Raw genomic sequence first — 18,988 nt, 5'->3', positions numbered from 1 at the left:
TGTCTAGTTTCATCGCGAAGGGCACGATACCCAGCTTCAGAGGACGAAGCCCTCGGGGAAGGGGTCGGCGGGATCGAGCAGGTAGGTCGCGGTGCCGGTGATCCAGGCGCTGCCGGTGAATTCCGGCACCACGGCGGGCAGCCCGCCGACCGTCGTGGTGCCGACCAACCTGCCGGTGAAGCGGGTGCCGATAAAGGACTCGTTCACGAACTCGGTGTGCAGCGGCAGCTCCCCGCGGGCGTGCAGCTGCGCCATCCGCGCGGACGTGCCGGTGCCGCAGGGCGAGCGGTCGAACCAGCCCGGGTGGATCGCCATCGCGTTGCGGGAGTGCCGGGCGTCCGATCCGGGCGCCAGGAACTGGACGTGCTTGCAGCCGCCGATCGCGGGGTCCTCGGGGTGGTGCGGCCGGTTCTGCTCGTTGATGGCGGCCATGATGTCCAGGCCCGCGCGCAGGATGTCGTCCTTGCGGGCGCGGTCGAAGGGCAGGCCAAGGGGCTCCAGGTGGGTGATGGCGTAGAAGTTGCCGCCGTAGGCCATGTCGTAGCGCACCTCGCCGAGACCGGGGACGGTCACGGCCGCGTCCTGTTCTACGGCGAACGAGGCGATGTTGCGGAGGGTGACGTTCTCGGCCACGCCGTCACGCACTGTTACGCGGGCCTCGACCGGGCCCGCCGGAGTGTCCAGCCGGACGACGGTCTCCGGCTCGCGGACCTCGACCATGCCGGTCTCCACCAGGACGGTCGCGACCCCGATCGTGCCGTGCCCGCACATCGGGAGGAAGCCGCTGACCTCGATGTAGACCACGCCCCAGTCGGCGTCCGGGCGGAGCGGCGGCTGCAGGATCGCGCCGCTCATCGCGCCGTGGCCGCGCGGCTCGTCGACCAGGAAGCGGCGCAGGCCGTCCAGGTGCTCCATCGCGTGCCGCCGCCGCTCGGCCATGGTGGTGCCGGGGATCGGCGCGACCCCTCCGGTGATCACGCGGGTCGGCATCCCCTCGGTGTGGGAGTCGACCGCGCTGACCGTGCGGGCCGACCGCATCAGCCTGCCCGCCGCTGGACGGCCTCGATGGCGCGGGCCATGTCGGCGGTGACGGCCGCGCGGTGCGCGTCGGTGAGCGGGCCGCGCGGCGGGCGGCAGGGTCCGCCGTACCGGCCGACCTGCTCCATGCCGAGCTTGATGGCCTGGACGAACTCGGTGCGCGAGTCCCAGCGGAAGGCGGCGACGAGCGGCTCGTACAGGGCGCGGGCCTCCTCCAACTTGCCCGCGACGCCCAGCTCGTACAGTTCGGCCGACTCGGCCGGGAAGACGTTGGGGAACCCGGCGAACCACCCGGTGGCGCCCATCAGCAGCGCTTCCAGGGTCACGTCGTCGGCGCCCGCCACGACCTCCAGGCCCGGCGCCTTCTCCCTGATCTCCAGGACGCGCCGCACGTCGCCGGAGAACTCTTTGACCGCGACGATGCCGTCGATCTGCGCGATCTCCGCGAGCAGGTCCGGGGTGAGGTCGACCTTGGTGTCGATCCGGTTGTTGTAGACCATCACCGGCAGCCCGGCCGAGGCGACCGCCTCGAAGTGGGCGATGACCTCGCCGCGGTTGGCCCGGTACATGGTGGGCGGCAGGCAGAGCACGCCGTCCGCGCCGTCCTCGGCGGCCAGTTCGGCCCAGTGCCGGGCCTGGTGGGAGCCGGGACCGTGCACGCCGACGACCACCACGCCGTCGGCGCCGACGGTCTCGATCGCCGTGCGGGCGACGCGGCGGCGCTCCTCGTCGGTCAGCGAGGAGTACTCGCCCAGGGAGCCGTTGGGGCCGACGCCGCGGCAGCCGTTGTCGACCAGCCACCGGCAGTGCTCGGCGTACCGGTCGTAGTCGACCGCGAGCCCGGCGGGGGCGGAGGTGTCCTCGCGGTACGGCAGGGCCGTGGCCACGATGACGCCGCCGAGCCGTCCGTCCTTGTCACCGCTCATTCCTGCTCCTTCTCGTCGGGGGCCGCCAGCTCGCCGAGCCGGATCGGCTGGGCGATGGGACGGTGGTGCGGGTTCGCGGGGCGGGCCAGCAGTTCGGCGACGGTGGGCCCGCAGATTCGCGCCTGGCAGGGGCCGAGCCCGGCGCGCGTGCCGAGCTTCACCACCCGGGGCGCGCCGCCGGCCGGGTCGTCCGCCGCGTCACGGAGGGCGCCGTAGGTGGTCTCCTCGCAGCGGCACACCACCGTCCCGGGACGCAGCCAGCCGGTCCAGGCCGCGCCGATCGGATGCGCGGCGGCGAGGCGTGCGGCGAAGGCCCGGCCCTGGTCGCGGCGCAGGCGCGCGCGGCGGCTCTCGGGCGCGGCGGGCGCGCCCCCGGCGGCCAACCACCCGGCCAGCAGGCCCTCGGCGCGGGCGGCGGGCGCGCCCGCGATACCGGTGATCTCCCCCGCCGCGTACACCCTGGGGACGCTGGTCAGCTGGTCGTCGTCGACCCGTACGAACCGGTCGCCCTCGGTCAGCGCGCAGCCGGCGGCGACCGGAAGCTCCAGCTGCGGGCTGAATCCGTGGGAGACGCATACCGCGTCGGCCGGGACGGTCCGCTCGCTGCCGGGCAGAACCGACCAGTCGGCGCGCAGCCGGGCGGTGACCGCCTCCTCGACGCGGCCGTCGCCCCTGGCCTCGACGACGGCCCGGCCCGTCCGGTACGGGACGCGGTGCCGGGCGAGCAGCGCGGCGTATCCGGCGAGCTCGGCCGCCTTGCCGCCCTGGGCGGCCAGCTCCCACGGGCGCCGCGCCCAGCCGCGCAGGACGGTCGCGGCCGGGTTGGCCTCCAGCACTTCCAGGACGCGCGAGCCCGCCTCCAGCAGCGAGGCGGCGACCGGCAGGAGGAACGGGCCGGATCCGGCGATCACGACGTCGTCGCCGACGGCCAGCCGCTCGCCTTTGGCCAGGGCCTGCGTGGCCCCGGCGGTGAAGACGCCGGGCAGCTCCCACCCGGGGAACGGCAGCACCCTGTCGTGCGCGCCCGACGCCAGGACGAGGGCGTCGGGCTCAAGGACGAACCGGTCGCGTCCGTCGCCGTCGGCAGGGCCGCGCAGGACGTGCACGCGGGGCGCCTCGCCGGGCTCGGCCCGTTCCAGCGTCCACACCGAGGTCTCGGCCCACCACGCGCAGCGCGGATGGCCGAGCACACGGTCGAAGTCGCGCCGGCCGTGCCGCGGGCGCGTCCGGAAGGCGTCCGGGGGCATCCGGTGGTATTGCCCGCCGGGCTGCTCGGCCGCGTCGACCAGGGTCACCTCCGCGCCCGCGCGCAGCGCCGCGGCAGCGGCGGCCAGCCCGGCGGGCCCGGCCCCGATCACGGCGACCCGCCGGGCCGTCACCCTTCCCCCCGGGACTGGGTGGTGATCTCGTCGCCGTCCCGCGCCCGGCGGCGGCAGGCGCGGACGTCGCGCAGCCCGTTAACGGTGACCAGGCAGTCGAAGCACACGCCGATCCCGCAGAACACCCCGCGCGGCGCGCCGGACGGGCCCTCCCGCCAGGCGAGACGGCCGGCCGCGAGCAGGACCCCGGCGATCGTCTGCCCCCGCACGCCCTGCAACGGCTGGCCGTCGACGGTGACGCGCAGCGGGGTGTCACCGTCGGCGCGGACCAGGCGTGGGCTCATCCGATCTCTCCCAGGACGGCGGGACGGTCGACGCGGAACGGCGCGGGCTCCACGGGCGGGTCGCGGCCCAGGAGCAGGTCGGCCAGCAGGCGTCCGGTGCCCACCGACAGGCCGATCCCCGCCCCCTCGTGGCCGGCGGCGTGCCACAGCCCGTCCAGCCGCGGATCGGGGCCGACGACGGGAAGGTGGTCGTCGACGTAGGGGCGGAAGCCGCCGTAGGCGCGCATCACCGGCGCCCCGGCCAGGCCCGGGAACAGCCGCAGCGCCTTGCGCGCGATCGCCGACAGCACCTCGGGGCGCAGCCGGTCGTCGAAGCCGGCGCGGCGGCGGGACGAGCCGAGCAGGATCGTCCCGGCGCGGGTGGCCTCCACGACGGCCGAGACCCGCAGGTCCCCGGCGCCGCTGCCGACCGCGCCCACGTAGCCGGCGTCGTAGACCTTGTGGAACACCGTCGGCGGCAGCGGCGCCGTGACCAGCGCCTCGCCGCGCCTGGGCCGGACGGCGACCGGCGCGCCCAGCCGGGCCGACAGCTCGCCCGCCCACGGGCCCGCCGCGTCGATGAACGCGTCGCCCTCGACCGGTCCCAGGGCGGTGCGCACCCCGGTGATGCGGCCGCCGCGCGCGACGCCGCCGAGGACCTCGCAGCCGGTGCGCAGCTCGGCGCCGGCCCGCAGCGCGTCGCCGAGCAGCAGGGTGGCGGCGCCGGCGGGCTGCACCTGGGCGTCCTCGGGGTAGGCGACGGCGGCGGTGACGTCGCGGGTGAGGTGGGGCTCGGCCGCGGCCAGCGCGGCGGCGTCGAGCGGCTCGGCCCGGACGCCCGCCGCGCGCTGGGAGGCGGCGAAACGCTCCAGCTCGGCGGCACCGTCGTCGGTGGTGGCGACGACGATGCCGCCCTTGGGGTCCCACTCGGCGGTCTGCTCGCGACCCGTGCGGCCGGCGAGCACCTCCGGCCAGAGGCGGCGCGACAGCCGCGCCAGTTCGAGCTCCGGGCCGGGGCCCTTGTCGGAGACCAGGACGTTGCCCTCGCCGTGCGCGGTGGTGGCCTCGGCGGGGGCGCCCCGGTCGACGACGGTGACGGCGCATCCGGCCAGCGCCAGCTCCCGCGCGCAGGCCGCGCCGACGATCCCGGCGCCCAGCACCACGACCCTCGCGCCCGAACCGCGCACCTACGCGGCGGGGCGCTTGGCCACCAGGGTCAGGACGTCGTACTTGGCGACCGACGCGCCGTCCTGGTTGGTCACGTCGGTGTCCCAGCGCACCTCGCCGTACGGGGCCCCGTCCCGAGGGGAGATCTGCTTGGCGGTGAGCGTGACCGTCAGCTCGTCCCCCGGATAGACGGGGGTGAGGAAGCGCAAGTTCTCCAGGCCGTAGTTGGCCAGGACGGGACCCTGGTCCGGGTCGACGAACAGGCCGGCCGCGAACGACACCACCAGGTAGCCGTGCGCGACGCGCCCGCCGAAGAACGGGTTGGCCTTGGCCGCCGCGTCGTCCATGTGGGCGTAGAAGGTGTCGCCGGTGAACTCGGCGAAGTGCTCCACGTCGTCGAGGGTGACCGTGCGGGGGCCGCCGACCGCGGTGTCGCCCACCCGCAGGTCCTCCAGGTGCTTGCGGAACGGGTGCACCTCGGTGACCGTCCGGTCGGTGCCCGGCACCCACCGTCCCGTCAGCTCGGTCATCATGGCCGGGCCGGACTGCACCGCGGTGCGCTGCATGTGGTGCACCACCGCGCGGATCCCGCCCAGCTCCTCGCCGCCGCCGGCGCGGCCGGGCCCGCCGTGGACGAGCGCGGGCAGCGCCGAGCCGTGCCCCGTCGACTCCTTGGCGTCCTCGCCGTTGAGCACCAGCAGCCGCCCGTGCCAGGGGGCCGCACCCAGCACGATCTCGCGCGCGAACACCGGGTCGGCCGTCACGACCGAACCGGCCAGGCTGCCCCGGCCCCGGGCGGCCAGCTCCACGGCGTGCGCGGTGTCGCGGTACGGCAGCAGCGTGCTGACCGGGCCGAACGCCTCCACCTCGTGCGGCTCGGCGCGGCCGGTGTCGTCGGCGCGCAGCAGGATCGGCGACAGGAACGCGCCGCGCTCGGCGTCGGCGTCCACGACCTGCACCGTCTCCGGGTCGCCGTAGACGGGGCGGGCCGCGTCCAGCAGCGCCTTGAGCGAGCGCCGCACCTCCTCGCGCTGGTCCAGGCTCACCAGCGCGCCCATCCGCACGTCCGGGCTGGCCGGATTCCCGACCGTGATCCTGGAGAGGCGCTCCCGCGCCGCCTCGGCCACCTCGTCCATGAGGTGCCCGGGGACGAGGGCGCGCCGGATGGCGGTGCACTTCTGCCCGGCCTTCACCGTCATCTCCGCGACGAGCTGCTTGACGTACAGGTCGAACTCCTCGGTGCCGGGCACCGCGTCCGGGCCGAGGATCGAGCAGTTCAGCGAGTCGGCCTCGGCGTTGAACCGCACCGACCGCCCGACCAGCGCGGGGTGGGTGCGCAGCCGCTGCGCCGTGCCCGCCGACCCGGTGAAGCCGACCACGTCCTGTTCGGTCACGTGGTCGAGCAGGTCGCCGGCGTCGCCGCACAGCAGCTGGACCGAGCCCTCGGGCAGCAGCCCGGACTCCACGATCAGCTCCACCAGCCGCGCGGTGATGTAGGCGGTCTGGCTCGCGGGCTTGATCAGGCTGGGCATCCCGGCCACGAAAGCGGGCGCCAGCTTCTCCAGCGGCCCCCAGACGGGGAAGTTGAACGCGTTGATCTGGATGGCGACCCCGCGCAGCGGCGTGCACAGGTGCTGCCCCACGAAGGTGCCGCCCTTGCCGAGCGGCTCCACCTCGCCTTCCACCAGGACGGTGTCGTTGGGGAGTTCCCGCTTGGCCTTGCTCGCGTAGCCGAGCAGGACGCCGATGCCGCCGTCGACGTCGAACTTGGCGTCGTTCAGCGTGGCGCCGGCGCGGGCGGACAGCGCGTACAGCTCCTCGCGGTGGTCGCGCAGGTGGGAGCCGAGCGCCTTGAGCAGCGCGGCCCGCTGGTGGAAGGTCAGACCCCGCAGCGCCGGACCGCCGACCGCGCGGCCGTGCTCCAGTGCCGCCGCCCGGTCGATGCCGGCGGTGGAGATCCGCGCCACCTCCTCGCCGGTCACCGCGTCCGCCACCGGCGTCCCCTCACCCTCGGGCACCCGCCAGGCACCCGCAACATAGCTCCGCAACACGGCCACCGGGACCTCCTCGTCCACGTCGGGCGGGCACGCCGCCTCTGGTTCTCCCCGCCCGCCCCCAACACCTTCCCGCCTCTTACCTTTCACCGATCAAGGCGGTTCACGCATCGCAGAGGTGACAGGTCCCGGCCGCGTTTCTTATGAAGATCAACCGGCGGCGCCGCCGGGGACCTCGATCGCCCATGCTCCGGCGGCGATGTCGACGTGCTCCGACCCGCGCAGCCGGTCGGCCAGTTCGCGCCAGCCGTCGGGCCAGCCCGCCTCGGGTCCCGCGACGTCGGCCAGGGTGACGGCCATGAGGCCGGCGGCGAGGTGGTCCTCCTCCAGGAGCCTGCGCGCGATCGGGAGCAGGAGGGCGGGCGGGACGAAGCAGTTCCGGTAACCGCTCAGGCGGCGCCGCAGATCCTTCTCGCACACCTGCGCGGCGAGCACGGGCCTTTCCCGGAGCCGCCCGGCCAGCGCCAGCAGCTCCCCCTCCAGCTCACCGGCGGAGCCGTGGGGCGCCGTCCCGCCGTTGCCCTTGGTCACCGGAAGATGATCCACGGCCAGCCGCGCCGCCTCCTCGAGGTACAGCGGGTGCGGCGCCAGCAGGTCGACGACCTGCCGGGCCAGGTCGCGGCGATGGCTCTGCGTCTGGAAGGCCGACAGCGCGCGCACGATCCTGGACACCCTGGCCCGGGCCTCGGGGCCCATCCCGGCGGCGAGGAGTCTCCCGAGGACCTCCACGACCTCGGTGCGGACCATGCCGGTGTTCATGAGCGTGACGAACACCGGCAGCTCCCGCCTCCCGGCGGGGTCCGCGGGGTCGCCGACGGCCGCGATGATCTCGCCGAAGCCGCCCTCGTACCAGGGCGCCCAGACGCCGAACGCCCGGGAGGCGCGGAATCGCACGCCCGGCCCCTCGGCGGCGTTCAGCAGGCGCCGGACGAGGGCGGCGTAGCGCGGCCGGTGCGCGGGTGCGTACCCCCAGGGCTGTGCCTGGAAGAGCGTGCGGTGCATTTCCTCGCCGGCGTACGGCCCGGCCGCGTCGCTCAGCGCTTCCAGGACGCCGGGGGTGCCGGGCATGTGGCGCAGCGCGGCCGCCACGGCGACGCGCACATCCTTGTGCAGGTCAGGGTTCTGCCAGGCGCGCAGCAGGATGTCGGCCGTGTGCGGGGGCCGGTGGCGCTCCAGCTGGCGCACCGCCTGCTTCCGCACGGTCACCTTGCTGTCCGGGCCGGTCACCGCCGCGTGCAGGAGGCGGCCCAGCCGGGCCGGACGGACCCGCGAGCAGCACCGTCCCATCGCCGCGACGGCCACCGGCGAGGCGAGCCCGCGGGCCTGGTCGAGCAGCAACCCCAGGGCCCCGGCCGGCTCGTCGCCGTGGGCCAGGGCCTCCAGCGCCGCGTCGGCGAGGACGCTGTCCTCCCGGCCCGCCCAGACCGCCAGGTCGCCGACCGTCCCGGGGACGCGGCCGAGCGAGCGCACGGCCGCCAGCCGGGACTCGACCGGCAGCGACTCGTCCCCCGCCCGGGCGCCGAGCAAGGCGTGGACGCGGTCGCGCTGGGCGGGCGTCCAGCGCCGCGGCAGATCGGCGACGACCTCGGGCACCCAGTCTCCGGGCGCGCCGTCCAGCGCCGGGACGAGCAGATCCGTGCGGCTCCCCGCCGCCACCCGCCACACCCGCGGGTGGACGATCGTCGCCGGGTCGGCGCGGAGCAGGTCGGCGGCGCGTTCCTCGCGGGAGCCCGGATGGGCGAGCCACAGGTGCGCGGCGTCGCGGGCCACGGACTCGGGGGCCTGGACGATGGCGGCGCGCAGATCGTCCTGGAGTTCGGCCAGACCGTGGGCACGGCGGCCGAGGGCGGCGGCCAGGCAGACCACCAGGGAGAAGTCGCCGCGGCCGCGCGCGGCCCGCAGGTGCGGGCGGAGCCGGTCCAGGAGGTCGCGCTCCTGCCCGCGGCGCAGCACGCGGTCCAGCCTGTGGTCGTCGGCCGCCGCACGCGGTCGCCGCCCGCGCCGCCTGCGCGGCTCGAGCTCCGGCTCGGCGGGAGCGAGGCCGTCCGCGCCATGCCGGGCCATGAGCCGCTCGTACACCCCCAGCGCCCAGTCGGTCAGCAGCGGCCCCTCGGCGTGCCGGAGCACGCGGGCGGCCAGCGCTCGCAGCACGCGCCGGGTGCCGGGCGAGGAGTCGCGGGCCTCGATGGCGGAAGCGGCCAGACGGCCGAGAGGCCCGGCCCACGCGTCGTCGTAATGGACAGGCCGGAGCGCGACCAGCGCACCCAGCAGCGAGGCCCGTACCGGATCCAGTTCGTTGACGCTGCGCAGCGCCAGCTTGGTGACGAGCTCCGTCACGACGGCCCGGTCCCCCGTGCGGGCCGCGCACTCCAGCAGCAGCGACCTGGCCAGGCTCCGCCGCTGCGCGTCCCCTGAGAGAGCGGCCTCGCCCAGCGGCCCCGCGGCCTCGTCGTAGGGCAGGTACGCCTTGATCTTGAGCGGCAGGTTCGGGTCGTCGGCACGGGAGCGCGAGGAGTGCCGCACCGAGCCGTGCCAATCCAGCATGCGCCGGGCCTCGGCCGCCGCGCGCGCAGACGGCAGCAGGTCCAGCAAGGGCAGCGCCCGCAGCTCGGTCAGGACGCCGCTGCCGCGCTTGACGACCGCGTCCAAGACGGCCTCGCGCCGGCCGGGCGGCAGCACCTCCAGGATCGTCCGCAACCCGGTCAACCTGGTCGGGACCCCCTGGAGAAGGTCCTCCAGGGGACAGGAGCGCACGAACGCGAGCAGGTTCGACCGCACGCCTGGGTGGAGCCACCAGACACCGCGCAGCAGCAGGCGCGCCGTACGAGCGGAGTCGGCCTTGAACAGCGCCCCGACGGCCGTAGGCGAAAAGGTGGCGACGCGCGGCAGCTGCCCGCGCCGATCGTGCTCCTCCATCAGGGCCAGGACGCGCCCGGGGACGCGCTCGGCGGCGGCCTGGACCCCGGCGCCGCGCCGGCGCCACCAGCCCCACAGCGAGGGCTGCACGGCGTTATCCCGTTCGGCGGTCTCTTCCACGGCGGCGTCCAGGACCAGGTCCGGGTGCCGCTTGCCCAGCGCCCGCCACGTGACGACGGCGTGCGCGAGCCCCGGAAGCGCCTCGGCCACGGCGGGGCCGCTGCACGCGGGCAGCAGGACGGCGGCCTCGCGGTCGCCCCAGCGTTCCCGCACCAGCGGGAGCAGCCGGTCGGCCAGCGCCCGGCGGCGGGCGTGCAGGAGCGTCCGGTACAGCGCGCGGCGCAGGACGCTGGGGGCGTCCTCGAGCACCGCCTCGGCGGCCTCGTCCGGCACGGGCAGGGTCCGCACGGCGCGCAGCGCGGCGCGCCGCAACTCCATGTCGGGCCCGGCCAGCGCGGCGGCGACGTGGCCGAGGTCGCGTGCCGCCATGGCCATGTGCAGGGCGGTGCGGCGCTCGTACCGGCCGCGCGCGAACAGTTCGGACAGGAGCGCGGCCAGCTCGGGGGTCCCGGCCAGGCGCCGGGCGTGCAGGGCCAGCTCGCGCATGCGGAGCGGGTACGGAAGAGGTTCGACGCCCGCCAGCAGCGCGTCGGCGGCTTCGGCGGGACCTTCAGCCGGTTCGCTGACCGGCCGGATGGGGCTCAACGGCCCGGGCGGTGACCGCCCTTCCTCGTGATCATGCGGACGATGATGGCGCATCCCGGGCCGATCGGGCAACCCCTTCCGGGCCGGACGGATCGCCGGGCGGGCCATCGGCCGACAGCCGGTCGACGAGCAGGAGGGTGCCGGTCCCGACGCGGGCTCCCGGGCCGGGCCGGACCGTGGTGTCGTCGGCGGTGAGCGGCTCCCGGCAATGCGAGCAGGTCATGACCGGGGTGGTGTCGTGACCGCAGGCGTCGTGCCGGACCAGCGCCGGAGGCCCGTCCTCGCCCGCGTACCAGCGGTCGCCCCAGTCGATCAGCGCCAGCAGCACCGCGGACAGCTCCTTGCCCTTGCGGGTCGGGACGTACTCCTCGCGGGGCGGCCGGTCCTGGTATCGGCGCCGCTCCAGCACGCCCTCGTCGACCAGCCGGGACAGCCGCGCGGCCAGCACCTTGCGGGAGATGCCCAGGTCGCGGGCCAGATCGTCGAACCGGCCGAGCCCGGCCATCACGTCCCGCATGATCAGCGCCGTCCAGGCGTCGCCGAACAGGTCGGTGGCGCGGGCGATCGAGCAGGCGACATCGGCCAGACGCACACGGGTCATGCCCGAGACCCTACCCGAGTTCCCCGAGGGAACCCGAGGATGCTAGGTTCCTTGAGGGAACTTGACCGGCCGGCAACGCACTGGGAGGCGACATGTACCGGATGATCACCGGCACCGTGATCCGGCGGGCCCTGGGCGACCTGGACCCGCGGGCGTACGAGAAGCTGCTGGCCCGCTTCGCGCCGCGGTTCGAGCACGAGTTCGCCGGCGACCACGCGATGGGCGGCCGGCGGACCGTCCTGGAGGCGCAGAAGGCGTGGTTCGAACGGGCGTTCCGGCTGCTGCCCGACTCGCGGATCACCATCCGCGACGTGGTCGTGGCGGGCTGGCCCTGGCGCACCCGGGTCGCCGCGTTCTGGGAGGTCAGCTCCCCCGCCGCGGGCGGCTACCACAACATCGTGATGCAGCACATGGAGATGCGCTGGGGCCGGATCACCCGGATCAGCACGCTGGAGGACAGCCAGTACCTCGCCCGCGCCCTGGCGCGCCGCGCCGACGAGGGCGTGCCGGAGGCGGCCGCACCGCCGATCAGCGACGATCCGTCCACCTGGGCCCGCATTCCCGCCACCTGAACGGGCACGGGGAGGGTATGCACGAGATGACGCTGCGTAGCCGGGCCTTCGGCGACCAGGACCCGATCCCGGCCGAGTACTCGCACGCGAACGGGGACACCTCGCCTCCGCTGGAATGGTCCGAGGCACCCGGTGAGGTCGTGGAGCTCGCCCTGGTGTGCGAGGACCCCGACGCGCCGAGCGGCACGTTCGTCCACTGGCTGCTGGCGGGCATCCCGCCGAAGACGACGGGCCTGGAACCGGGCGAGCGGCCGGCCGGAACGGTCACCGGGCGTAACGGCTACGGGACGCCGGGGTACGGCGGCCCGCATCCGCCGCCGGGCGACCGTCCGCACCGCTACTTCTTCCGGCTGTACGGGCTGGCGGAGCCGTCCGGGCTCACCGACGGGTTCACCACCGAGGACCTCCAGGCCGTCATCGAGGAGAAGGCCGTGGCCTCCGGCCCGCTCGTCGGCACGTACCGCAGGTAGGCCGCGGGTGGGATAGTGCCCGAGCCCGAGCCCGACCACCGGCGGCAGCCGCCCGGGGACGAGCCGCGGACGGCGCGCAGCCCGCTGCGGCTGCGCGCGGTCCTGTCGGCGATCGCGCTGTTCGCGGGGGCGGTGGCCGCGACGGTGTTCGCGATCGCGGCCGTGCGCGGCGACGGTCCCGGCGCCTGGACGGCGGCGGCGATCTGCGCCGTCGTCGCGCTGACCGCCGCGGCCGACCTGGTGGTGATCGCCCGCCGCGCCCGCTGAGCCGTAGCTCCGGCTCTAGGCTTGTGCGGCCGCGCCGACCAGTTCGCGGGCCGCGGCCACGATCGCGCCCGCGTCGATCCGCGCCGCCTCCAGCTGCTGCCGCGGGGTCGCCGACGCGGGCATGTTCCGGACGGCCAGCCGGCTCATCCGGGGCACCGGGCCGCCGTCGCAGAACGCCTCCGCGACGGCGTCGCCCAGGCCGCCCTCCGGCCAGTGGTCCTCGACGGTCACCAGCCGCCCGGTCGCGTCCGCCGCCTCCCGCAGCGTCCCGGCGTCCACCGGCTTCACCGAGTACAGGTCGATCACGCGGGCGGAGATCCCCGCGGCGTCCAGCCGGTCGGCCGCCTCCAGCGCCTCGTGCACCGTGACCCCGGCACCGATCAGCGTCACCTCGTCGCGGTCGCTCGCGCGCAGCACCCGGCTCCCGCCGATCGGGAACTCCTCGTCCGGCCCGTAGATCACCGGGGTCTCGCCGCGGCTGGTCCGCAGGTACCGGACGCCCCGGTCCGACCGGGTCGCCGCGGCCATCCCGGCGACCAGCCGCGCCGTCTGGTTGGCGTCGCACGGGTAGAGCACCGTGCTGCCGTGCACGGCGCGGAACGCCGCCAGGTCCTCCAGGCCCATCTGGGACGGCCCGTCCTTGCCGATCGCCACCCCGGCGTGCGACCCGACCAGGTTCAGGTCCGCGCGGCTGACGGCGGCCATCCGGATGAAGTCGTAGGCGCGGGTCAGGAAGGCGGCGAAGGTCGCGGCGAACGGCGTCCACCCGCGCGCCTGCATCCCCACCGCCGCCGCGACCAGCTGCTGCTCGGCGATGTAGAACTCGAAGAACCGCTCCGGATGCTCCTTGGCGAAGATCTTCGTCCTGGTGGAGTCGCTGACCTCGCCGTCCAGCGCGACCACGGCGCGGTACGCCGAGCCGACGGCGGCCAGCGCCTCCCCGTAGGCGTCGCGGGTGGCGACCTCGTCGCCCACCTCGTACCGGGGCAGGGTCACCGGGCCGTGGTCCAGCGGACGGGCGCAGTGCTCGGCGACCGGATGCCGGGTCTCCACCGTCAGGTCGCGGCGCCCGCCCAGCTCGGCGACCGCCTCCTCGGTGTCGGGCAGCGGCTTGCCGTGCATGCCCTCCTTGTCGGCCACCGCGGACACGCCGTGCCCCTTCTCGGTCCGGGCGATGATCGCCGTCGGCCGGCCGCGGGTGCCGAGCGCCTCGCGGTAGGCGGCGTCGATCGCGGCGACGTCATGGCCGTCGATCTCGATCGTGTGCCAGCCGAACGCGCCCAGCCGGCGGGCGTAGGCGCCGGTGTCCCAGCCGTGCCGGGTGGGCCCGCGCTGGCCCAGCCGGTTCACGTCGACGACGACGGTGAGGTTGTCCAGCCCTTCGAACCCGGCGTGCTCGGCGGCCTCCCAGATCGCCCCCTCGGCCATCTCGCTGTCGCCGCACAGCACGTACACGCGGTAGGGGAGCTGATCCAGCCGCTTGCCCGCCAGGGCCATGCCGATACCGACCGGCAGCCCCTGGCCCAGGGAGCCGGTGGCCACGTCCACCCACGGCAGGCGCGGGGTGGGATGGCCCTCCAGCCGGCTGCCGAGGGATCGGAACGTCAGCAGCTCCGCGTCGGAGATCGCCCCGGCCGCGGCGTACATGGCGTACAGCAGCGGGGACGCGTGGCCCTTGGAGAAGATCAGGTGGTCGTTGCAGGGGTTGGACGGCGCCTCGAAGTCGCAGCGCAGGTGGTGGGCCAGCAGGACCGCCATCAGGTCCGCCGCCGACATCGACGAGGTGGGGTGGCCCGACCCCGCCGCACCGGATGCGCGGACGGCGTCCACACGCAGCCTCTGCCCCAGTTCGCGTAGCTCGTGTTGGTCCATGCCGGGCCCCCTACCCGGCGTGGGGTAAGGAATTCGGGCTCAGTGGGCGTGGTCGGGGCGGGCCGCCTCCGGGTGGTCGCACAGCCAGGCGATCCGCTCGCGGCTCCGCTCGTCCACGGGCGTGTAGACCACGAGGCGCAGACCGGTCGAGCCCGTCACCTCCATGCTGGTGGTACGGGTGGCGATCTCGCCCACCCCCGGGTAGCGGAAGTGTTTTTCACACGGCCGCGGGTTGGCGACATCATGCCTGGCCCAGAGCCTGGCGAATTCGGGGCTGGCCTCCGACAGGCGACGGACGAAGTCATTGCACCCGGGCTCCCGCATCTGCCGGGTGTAGCGGTAGCGGAAGACGGCCACCTGCTCGGCGGCCTGCTCCTCCATGTTGGCGATCGGGTTGCAGCAGGGCGGGAGCGTGAAGGCCGTCCACAGGAAGTTGCGCTCGCCGGGCGGAGCGCCGACCACCGACGGGAACATGGCGGCGTAGACCGAATTCCATGCCAGGGCGTCGGAGCGGGCGTTGCCCAGAGCCGCCGGAAGCGGTTCCAGGGCGGTGAGGATGGCGCGGACGTCCTCCGGCACGTCGTCGTCGCTGGACGCCGGCGCGCGCGGCACCTCGGCGAGGAGGTAGAGGTACTCGCGCTCGGCCGCGTCCAGGCGCAGCGTGCGGGCGATCGCGTCCAGGACCTGCGAGCTGGCGTTGATCGGACGTCCCTGCTCCAGCCAGGTGTACCAGGTCACCCCGACCCCGGCGAGCTGGGCGACCTCCTCGCGGCGCAGGCCCGGCGTGCGGCGCCGGCGGCCGGGCGGCATGCCCACGTCGGCCGGAGTGATCCGCGCCCGGCGGCTGCGCAGGAACGCCGCCAGCTCGCGCCGCCGCAGCGTCCCGCCCTGCGTCGCAGTGCCGTTCTGCGTACCCGTGCCGGTCGCGGCGCTGGTACGGGTGTCGGTGCTCATGGGTCTACCCTCTCCCTGCGCGAGCCGCTGATCCAGGTGGCGCCAGTACCAGTATGAACCGGCTCTGTTACCGGTATCAGACGACATGCATGCTGATGGTCATGACAGAGGCAACCACCCGTCCGCGGAGCGCGCCCCGGGCGGAGCGGCGGGACGGTCCGGCCGGAGGCCGGATCATCGCGCTCCTCCTGCTCGGGCACTTCATGGCCATCCTGGACGTCAACATCGTCAACGTCGCCCTGCCGACGCTGCGCACCGACCTGCGCGCCTCCGGCTCCGGGCTGCAGCTGGTGGTCGCGGGCTACGTCATCGCGTTCGCGGTGCTGCTGATCACCGGGGCGCGGCTGGGGCGCCTGCACGGCCACCGCCGCGTGTTCCACCTCGGCCTGGCCGTCTTCACGCTGGCCTCGCTGGCCTGCGGGCTGGCCCCCACCACCTGGTCGCTGGTCGCCTTCCGGTTCCTGCAGGGCGCGGGCGCCGCCCTGATGTCGCCGCAGGTGATGAGCATTCTCCAGCAGACCTTCACCGGCGCCGCACGGGGGCGGGCGCTGGGCCTGTACTCCGCCGTGACCTCCGGCGGCGTCGTCGTCGGACAGATCGCCGGCGGGCTGCTGGTGAGCGCCGACCTGTTCGGCGCGGGCTGGCGCACCGTCTTCCTGGTCAACGTGCCGCTCGGCGTCCTGCTGCTGGCGGCCGGGCCGCGCGTGCTGCCCCGGGACGAGGGCCGCCGGGACGGCGGGCTCGACCTGCCCGGCCTGCTGGTGCTGACCCCGGCTGTGCTGCTGCTCACGGTCCCGCTGATCCTCGGCCACGAACTCGGCTGGCCGGTGTGGGGCTGGGTGTCGCTGGCCGCGGCCGGGGCGCTGCTGCCCGTCTTCGTGGCGGTGGAACGGGGCGTGGCGGCCCGGGGCGGACGCCCCCTGATCTCCGGCCGGGTGCTGCGCAGCCCCGGCCTCCCCCTCGCCCTGGCCGTCCTGGTGTGCGGGCCGGGCTCGTGGGGCTCGTTCCTGTTCACCACGACCCTGCATTTGCAGGGCGACCTGGAGATGACCCCGCTGCAGTCGGGGCTGGCATTCGTGCCCTGCGTGGCGGCGTTCGGGCTGGTGGGCCTGACCTGGCAGCGGATCCCCGCCGGCTGGCACCGCTGGACGGTCGCCGCCGGATTCCTGCTGGCCGCGGCGGGCTACGCCTTCGTGGGTCCGCTGGCGGGCGGCGGCGTGCCGTACGAGCTCCTGACCGCGGTGATCGGGCTCGGGCTGGGCGTGCTGCCGATCGTCATGACCGCGGCGCTGCGGCACGTCCCGGCGGACGCGGCCGCCGACGCCAGCGGCCTGATGCTGACGGTGATGCAGCTCGGCCAGGTGGTCGGCGTGGCCACCATCGGGACGCTGTTCCTGACGCTGGCCCGCGACGGCGGCTCCACCCGGCACGCCGAGTACGCCACCGGGTGGGCGCTGGCCGGCGCCGCCCTGGCCGGCGCGGCGTTCGCGGTCGTCCTGGCGCGCCGGACGCGGTAGGGCGCCCGGAAGGGACGGTGAACGCCCACCCGGCCCTAGGGCGGGCGTTCACCGTCTCAACGCCTCGTCCGGCAGCGCCTCATCTCGCGGCGGCGGGGCGGGGCAGGGCGCACGAGCCGCCCAGGACGACGTCGTTGCCGACCCCGAGGCAGCGGGCGAGCAGGTAGGTCTGCTGCCCGTAGTTGGTGCCCTTGCGGACGGTCACCTTGCCGTCCTTGCCGACCTCGCACGGGTTGTTGAGGGTGCAGCGCTCGCCGCTCTCGTTGCCGGTGTTGTTGACGCCGACGACCTGGCGGGAGCCCGCGTCCACGATCGGGGAGCCGGAGGTGCCGCCGATCGTCTCGCACTCGGGCGTGTAGCGGATGGCGTCCTTCCAGGTCCAGTCCGCCTCCCGCATCCGGTACACGAACCCGTCGATCTTGCAGGAGTAGATCTTCTTCCAGTAGCCGGACACCACCCGGATCTGCGTCCCGGCCCGCGGCCGGTCCAGGGACAGGCGCAGCGCGGAGATCCCGTACTTGCGGCGGATGTCGGCGTAGGTGCTGCTCAGCCGGTACACCGTGACGTCGGTGTCGGTCATGGTCGCGTACTCGATCCGGGTGGCGGCGAGCGTGCCCAGTTCCTTGCGGCCGGTGGGGTCGAGGAGCTTGAACGTCCGGGCCGACGGCCGGTCGATGATCACCTGGCGGGCGCCGGGCATGCCGGTCTCCAGGCAGTGCCCGTTGGTCAGCACCAGCGCCTTGTCGCCGTCCCGCGAGCGCGGGCCGCGCACCACCGAGCCCGAGCAGTTGCTGAGCGCGACCGTCCCGGCGAAGTCGACCTTCGCGGCGGGCGCGGCGGCGTGGGCGGGACCGGTCGCCGCGGTCAGCGCGGCGCCGCTCGCGGACACGGCGAGGGCCGCTCCGGCCAGACGTCTGATCATGGATGTCCTCTCTGGCGAGGGCGGCGCGCGGACACGGCCGCCGGGATGACGCTCGATCATGTCCGGCGGTTCCGGGGCTGGGCAAGGGCCATGGCCGTCATGCTCTCGATCGCCGTTGACCAGCCATGATCGACACGCGGGACGAACCCGTACGATGTGCGACATGGCCGACGAACCGATTCGCTGGGGCATCCTGGGCACGGGCGGGATCGCCGAGGTCTTCACCGCCGACCTGCTCCACCTGGACGGCCACGAGGTCGCCGCCGTCGGGTCCCGCTCCCCCGCCACCGCGGCCGCGTTCGCCCGCCGGCACGGGATCGGCCGGGCGCACGCCTCCTACGCCGCCCTGGCCGCCGACGAGGACGTCGACGTCGTCTACGTCGCCACCCCGCACCCGCTGCACTTCGAGCCCGCCCGGCTGTGCCTGGAGGCGGGCCGCGCGGTGCTGGTGGAGAAGCCGTTCACCACCTCCGCCGCCGACGCCGAGCGGCTGGCCGGGATCGCGCGGGCCACCGGCGGGTTCGCGATGGAGGCGATGTGGACGCGCTTCAGCCCGCTGGTCCGGCGGCTGCACGCGCTGGTCGGCGAGGGCGCGATCGGGGAGGTCTCGGCGGTGTACGCCGACTTCTCCATCGCCCCGCCGTTCGACCCCGAGCACCGGCTGTGGTCGGCGGAGCTGGCCGGGGGCTCGCTGCTCGACCTGGGCTGCTACGTCCTGTCGATCACCTGGCCGCTGCTCGGCCCGCCCGACACCGTGCAGGCCACCGCGGCCCCGGCGCCGACCGGTGTGGACGCCAACACCGGCGTCCTGCTCGGCTACCGCTCGGGCGCGGTGGCGCTACTGCACTGCGGTCTCATGGGCGAGTCGCCGCACACCGCCACCGTCGTGGGCACGAAGGGCCGCATCGAGCTGGCCTCGCCGTTCTACCGGCCCGAGGCCCTGACGCTGACCCGGGCGGGCGGCGCGCCGGAGACGTTCACGGTCGACCTGGCCGGGAACGGCTACACCCACCAGGCCGAGGAGGTGGCGCGCTGCCTGCGGCTCGGTCTCACCGAGTCGCCGCTGCTGCCGCTGGACGAGTCAGTGGCCGTGCTGCGCGTGATCGACGAGATCGCCGCCTCGTTCCAGGGGTCCTCCTAGCCTCCCGCTAGTCGACCTCGACCCACCCGAAGGTGCGCTCCACGGCCTTGCGCCAGCCCGCGTAGCCCTTCTCCCGCTGCTCCTCGTCCCACTCGGGCTCCCAGCGGCGGTCCTCGTTCCAGTGCTGCCGCAGTTCGTCGGGCGTGCGCCAGAACCCGACGGCCAGGCCGGCGGCGTAGGCGGCGCCCAGTGCGGTGGTCTCGGCGACCACGGGCTTGGAGACC

General features: G+C 75.0%; 16 protein-coding genes and 1 pseudogene. 5 read left to right on the top strand and 12 right to left on the bottom strand.

All coding sequences use genetic code 11. The features are described 5' to 3' along the window. Window positions 1-36 precede the first annotated feature (36 nt). The 8 genes from ABD340_RS31465 to ABD340_RS31430 all read right to left on the bottom strand — a co-directional run bounded on the left by ABD340_RS31465 (window position 37) and on the right by ABD340_RS31430 (window position 11,049). Window positions 37-1,038: a proline racemase family protein gene (locus ABD340_RS31465; RefSeq protein ID WP_344593909.1), complete on the bottom strand. Its 1,002-nt coding sequence runs from the start codon at window positions 1,036-1,038 to the stop codon at window positions 37-39. Then, window positions 1,038-1,964 carry a dihydrodipicolinate synthase family protein gene (locus ABD340_RS31460; RefSeq protein WP_344593907.1) on the bottom strand — a complete coding sequence of 309 codons (927 nt, stop codon included), beginning with the start codon at window positions 1,962-1,964 and terminating at the stop codon, window positions 1,038-1,040. Before ABD340_RS31460 ends, ABD340_RS31465 begins: the two co-directional genes overlap by 1 nt. Beyond that, complete coding sequence (locus tag ABD340_RS31455) at window positions 1,961-3,343, bottom strand: FAD/NAD(P)-dependent oxidoreductase (protein ID WP_344593906.1); 1,383 nt, start codon at window positions 3,341-3,343, stop codon at window positions 1,961-1,963. The genes ABD340_RS31460 and ABD340_RS31455 overlap by 4 nt, the downstream gene beginning before the upstream one ends. Next, a complete protein-coding gene (locus ABD340_RS31450; RefSeq protein WP_344593904.1) occupies window positions 3,340-3,627 on the bottom strand; it encodes a (2Fe-2S)-binding protein in 288 nt (95 codons plus the stop codon). Before ABD340_RS31450 ends, ABD340_RS31455 begins: the two co-directional genes overlap by 4 nt. Further along, window positions 3,624-4,793, bottom strand: coding sequence for an NAD(P)/FAD-dependent oxidoreductase (locus ABD340_RS31445; protein WP_344593903.1), 1,170 nt, complete (start codon window positions 4,791-4,793; stop codon window positions 3,624-3,626). Before ABD340_RS31445 ends, ABD340_RS31450 begins: the two co-directional genes overlap by 4 nt. After that, complete coding sequence (gene paaZ, locus ABD340_RS31440) at window positions 4,794-6,830, bottom strand: phenylacetic acid degradation bifunctional protein PaaZ (RefSeq protein WP_344593902.1); 2,037 nt, start codon at window positions 6,828-6,830, stop codon at window positions 4,794-4,796. Between the two features lie 147 nt (window positions 6,831-6,977). Continuing rightward, on the bottom strand, window positions 6,978-10,448 hold the full coding sequence (locus ABD340_RS31435) for a hypothetical protein (RefSeq protein ID WP_344593901.1): 3,471 nt from the start codon (window positions 10,446-10,448) through the stop codon (window positions 6,978-6,980). 31 nt (window positions 10,449-10,479) lie between these two features. Beyond that, on the bottom strand, window positions 10,480-11,049 hold the full coding sequence (locus tag ABD340_RS31430; RefSeq protein ID WP_344593900.1) for a winged helix-turn-helix transcriptional regulator: 570 nt from the start codon (window positions 11,047-11,049) through the stop codon (window positions 10,480-10,482). A 92-nt stretch (window positions 11,050-11,141) separates the two neighbouring features. Between ABD340_RS31430 and ABD340_RS31425 the strand changes: the two genes are divergently transcribed. The 3 genes from ABD340_RS31425 to ABD340_RS31415 are packed head-to-tail and all read left to right on the top strand — an operon-like array spanning window position 11,142 to window position 12,358. Next, window positions 11,142-11,621 (top strand): nuclear transport factor 2 family protein, encoded by a 480-nt coding sequence (locus ABD340_RS31425; RefSeq protein WP_344593899.1) that lies wholly within the window; start codon window positions 11,142-11,144, stop codon window positions 11,619-11,621. A gap of 26 nt (window positions 11,622-11,647) precedes the next feature. Continuing rightward, a complete protein-coding gene (locus ABD340_RS31420; RefSeq protein WP_344593897.1) occupies window positions 11,648-12,091 on the top strand; it encodes a YbhB/YbcL family Raf kinase inhibitor-like protein in 444 nt (147 codons plus the stop codon). Window positions 12,092-12,106: 15 nt separating this feature from the next. Beyond that, window positions 12,107-12,358 carry a DUF6343 family protein gene (locus ABD340_RS31415; protein WP_344593895.1) on the top strand — a complete coding sequence of 84 codons (252 nt, stop codon included), beginning with the start codon at window positions 12,107-12,109 and terminating at the stop codon, window positions 12,356-12,358. 15 nt (window positions 12,359-12,373) lie between these two features. Here ABD340_RS31415 and ABD340_RS31410 read toward each other — a convergent pair whose 3' ends face one another. Together ABD340_RS31410 and ABD340_RS31405 are read right to left on the bottom strand one after the other, a co-directional pair. After that, window positions 12,374-14,230, bottom strand: coding sequence for a transketolase (locus ABD340_RS31410; protein ID WP_344593893.1), 1,857 nt, complete (start codon window positions 14,228-14,230; stop codon window positions 12,374-12,376). 39 nt (window positions 14,231-14,269) lie between these two features. After that, window positions 14,270-15,184, bottom strand: coding sequence for a helix-turn-helix transcriptional regulator (locus ABD340_RS31405; RefSeq protein WP_344593892.1), 915 nt, complete (start codon window positions 15,182-15,184; stop codon window positions 14,270-14,272). A 101-nt stretch (window positions 15,185-15,285) separates the two neighbouring features. Between ABD340_RS31405 and ABD340_RS31400 the strand changes: the two genes are divergently transcribed. Continuing rightward, the gene (locus tag ABD340_RS31400) at window positions 15,286-16,701 is read left to right on the top strand and encodes an MFS transporter (protein ID WP_344593890.1); all 1,416 of its coding nucleotides are present in this window, start codon (window positions 15,286-15,288) and stop codon (window positions 16,699-16,701) included. 79 nt (window positions 16,702-16,780) lie between these two features. On the opposite strand, the gene ABD340_RS31395 is transcribed toward ABD340_RS31400, so the two are convergent. Continuing rightward, on the bottom strand, window positions 16,781-17,623 hold the full coding sequence (locus ABD340_RS31395; RefSeq protein WP_344593888.1) for a trypsin-like serine peptidase: 843 nt from the start codon (window positions 17,621-17,623) through the stop codon (window positions 16,781-16,783). A 163-nt stretch (window positions 17,624-17,786) separates the two neighbouring features. Between ABD340_RS31395 and ABD340_RS31390 the strand changes: the two genes are divergently transcribed. Beyond that, window positions 17,787-18,764 carry a Gfo/Idh/MocA family protein gene (locus ABD340_RS31390; protein WP_344593886.1) on the top strand — a complete coding sequence of 326 codons (978 nt, stop codon included), beginning with the start codon at window positions 17,787-17,789 and terminating at the stop codon, window positions 18,762-18,764. A gap of 7 nt (window positions 18,765-18,771) precedes the next feature. Here the strand turns inward: ABD340_RS31390 and ABD340_RS31385 are convergent. Next, a pseudogene (locus ABD340_RS31385) lies at window positions 18,772-18,988 on the bottom strand (glycerol kinase); the annotation flags it as partial.

This window comes from Actinomadura vinacea, from assembly GCF_039532545.1.
Classification (GTDB): domain Bacteria; phylum Actinomycetota; class Actinomycetes; order Streptosporangiales; family Streptosporangiaceae; genus Spirillospora; species Spirillospora vinacea.
The sequence above is the reverse complement of the archived record's forward strand: the minus strand, read 5'-3'. Positions and strand labels throughout refer to the sequence as shown.

Bases quoted from the DNA above. Each gene is read 5' to 3' on its own strand.
- ABD340_RS31465 (WP_344593909.1), bottom strand. From the start codon at position 1,038: ATGCGGTCGGCCCGCACGGTCAGCGCGGTCGACTCCCACACCGAGGGG.
- ABD340_RS31460 (WP_344593907.1), bottom strand. From the start codon at position 1,964: ATGAGCGGTGACAAGGACGGACGGCTCGGCGGCGTCATCGTGGCCACG.
- ABD340_RS31450 (WP_344593904.1), bottom strand. From the start codon at position 3,627: ATGAGCCCACGCCTGGTCCGCGCCGACGGTGACACCCCGCTGCGCGTC.
- ABD340_RS31430 (WP_344593900.1), bottom strand. From the start codon at position 11,049: ATGACCCGTGTGCGTCTGGCCGATGTCGCCTGCTCGATCGCCCGCGCC.
- ABD340_RS31425 (WP_344593899.1), top strand. From the start codon at position 11,142: ATGTACCGGATGATCACCGGCACCGTGATCCGGCGGGCCCTGGGCGAC.
- ABD340_RS31420 (WP_344593897.1), top strand. From the start codon at position 11,648: ATGACGCTGCGTAGCCGGGCCTTCGGCGACCAGGACCCGATCCCGGCC.
- ABD340_RS31410 (WP_344593893.1), bottom strand. From the start codon at position 14,230: ATGGACCAACACGAGCTACGCGAACTGGGGCAGAGGCTGCGTGTGGAC.
- ABD340_RS31405 (WP_344593892.1), bottom strand. From the start codon at position 15,184: ATGAGCACCGACACCCGTACCAGCGCCGCGACCGGCACGGGTACGCAG.
- ABD340_RS31400 (WP_344593890.1), top strand. From the start codon at position 15,286: ATGACAGAGGCAACCACCCGTCCGCGGAGCGCGCCCCGGGCGGAGCGG.
- ABD340_RS31395 (WP_344593888.1), bottom strand. From the start codon at position 17,623: ATGATCAGACGTCTGGCCGGAGCGGCCCTCGCCGTGTCCGCGAGCGGC.
- ABD340_RS31390 (WP_344593886.1), top strand. From the start codon at position 17,787: ATGGCCGACGAACCGATTCGCTGGGGCATCCTGGGCACGGGCGGGATC.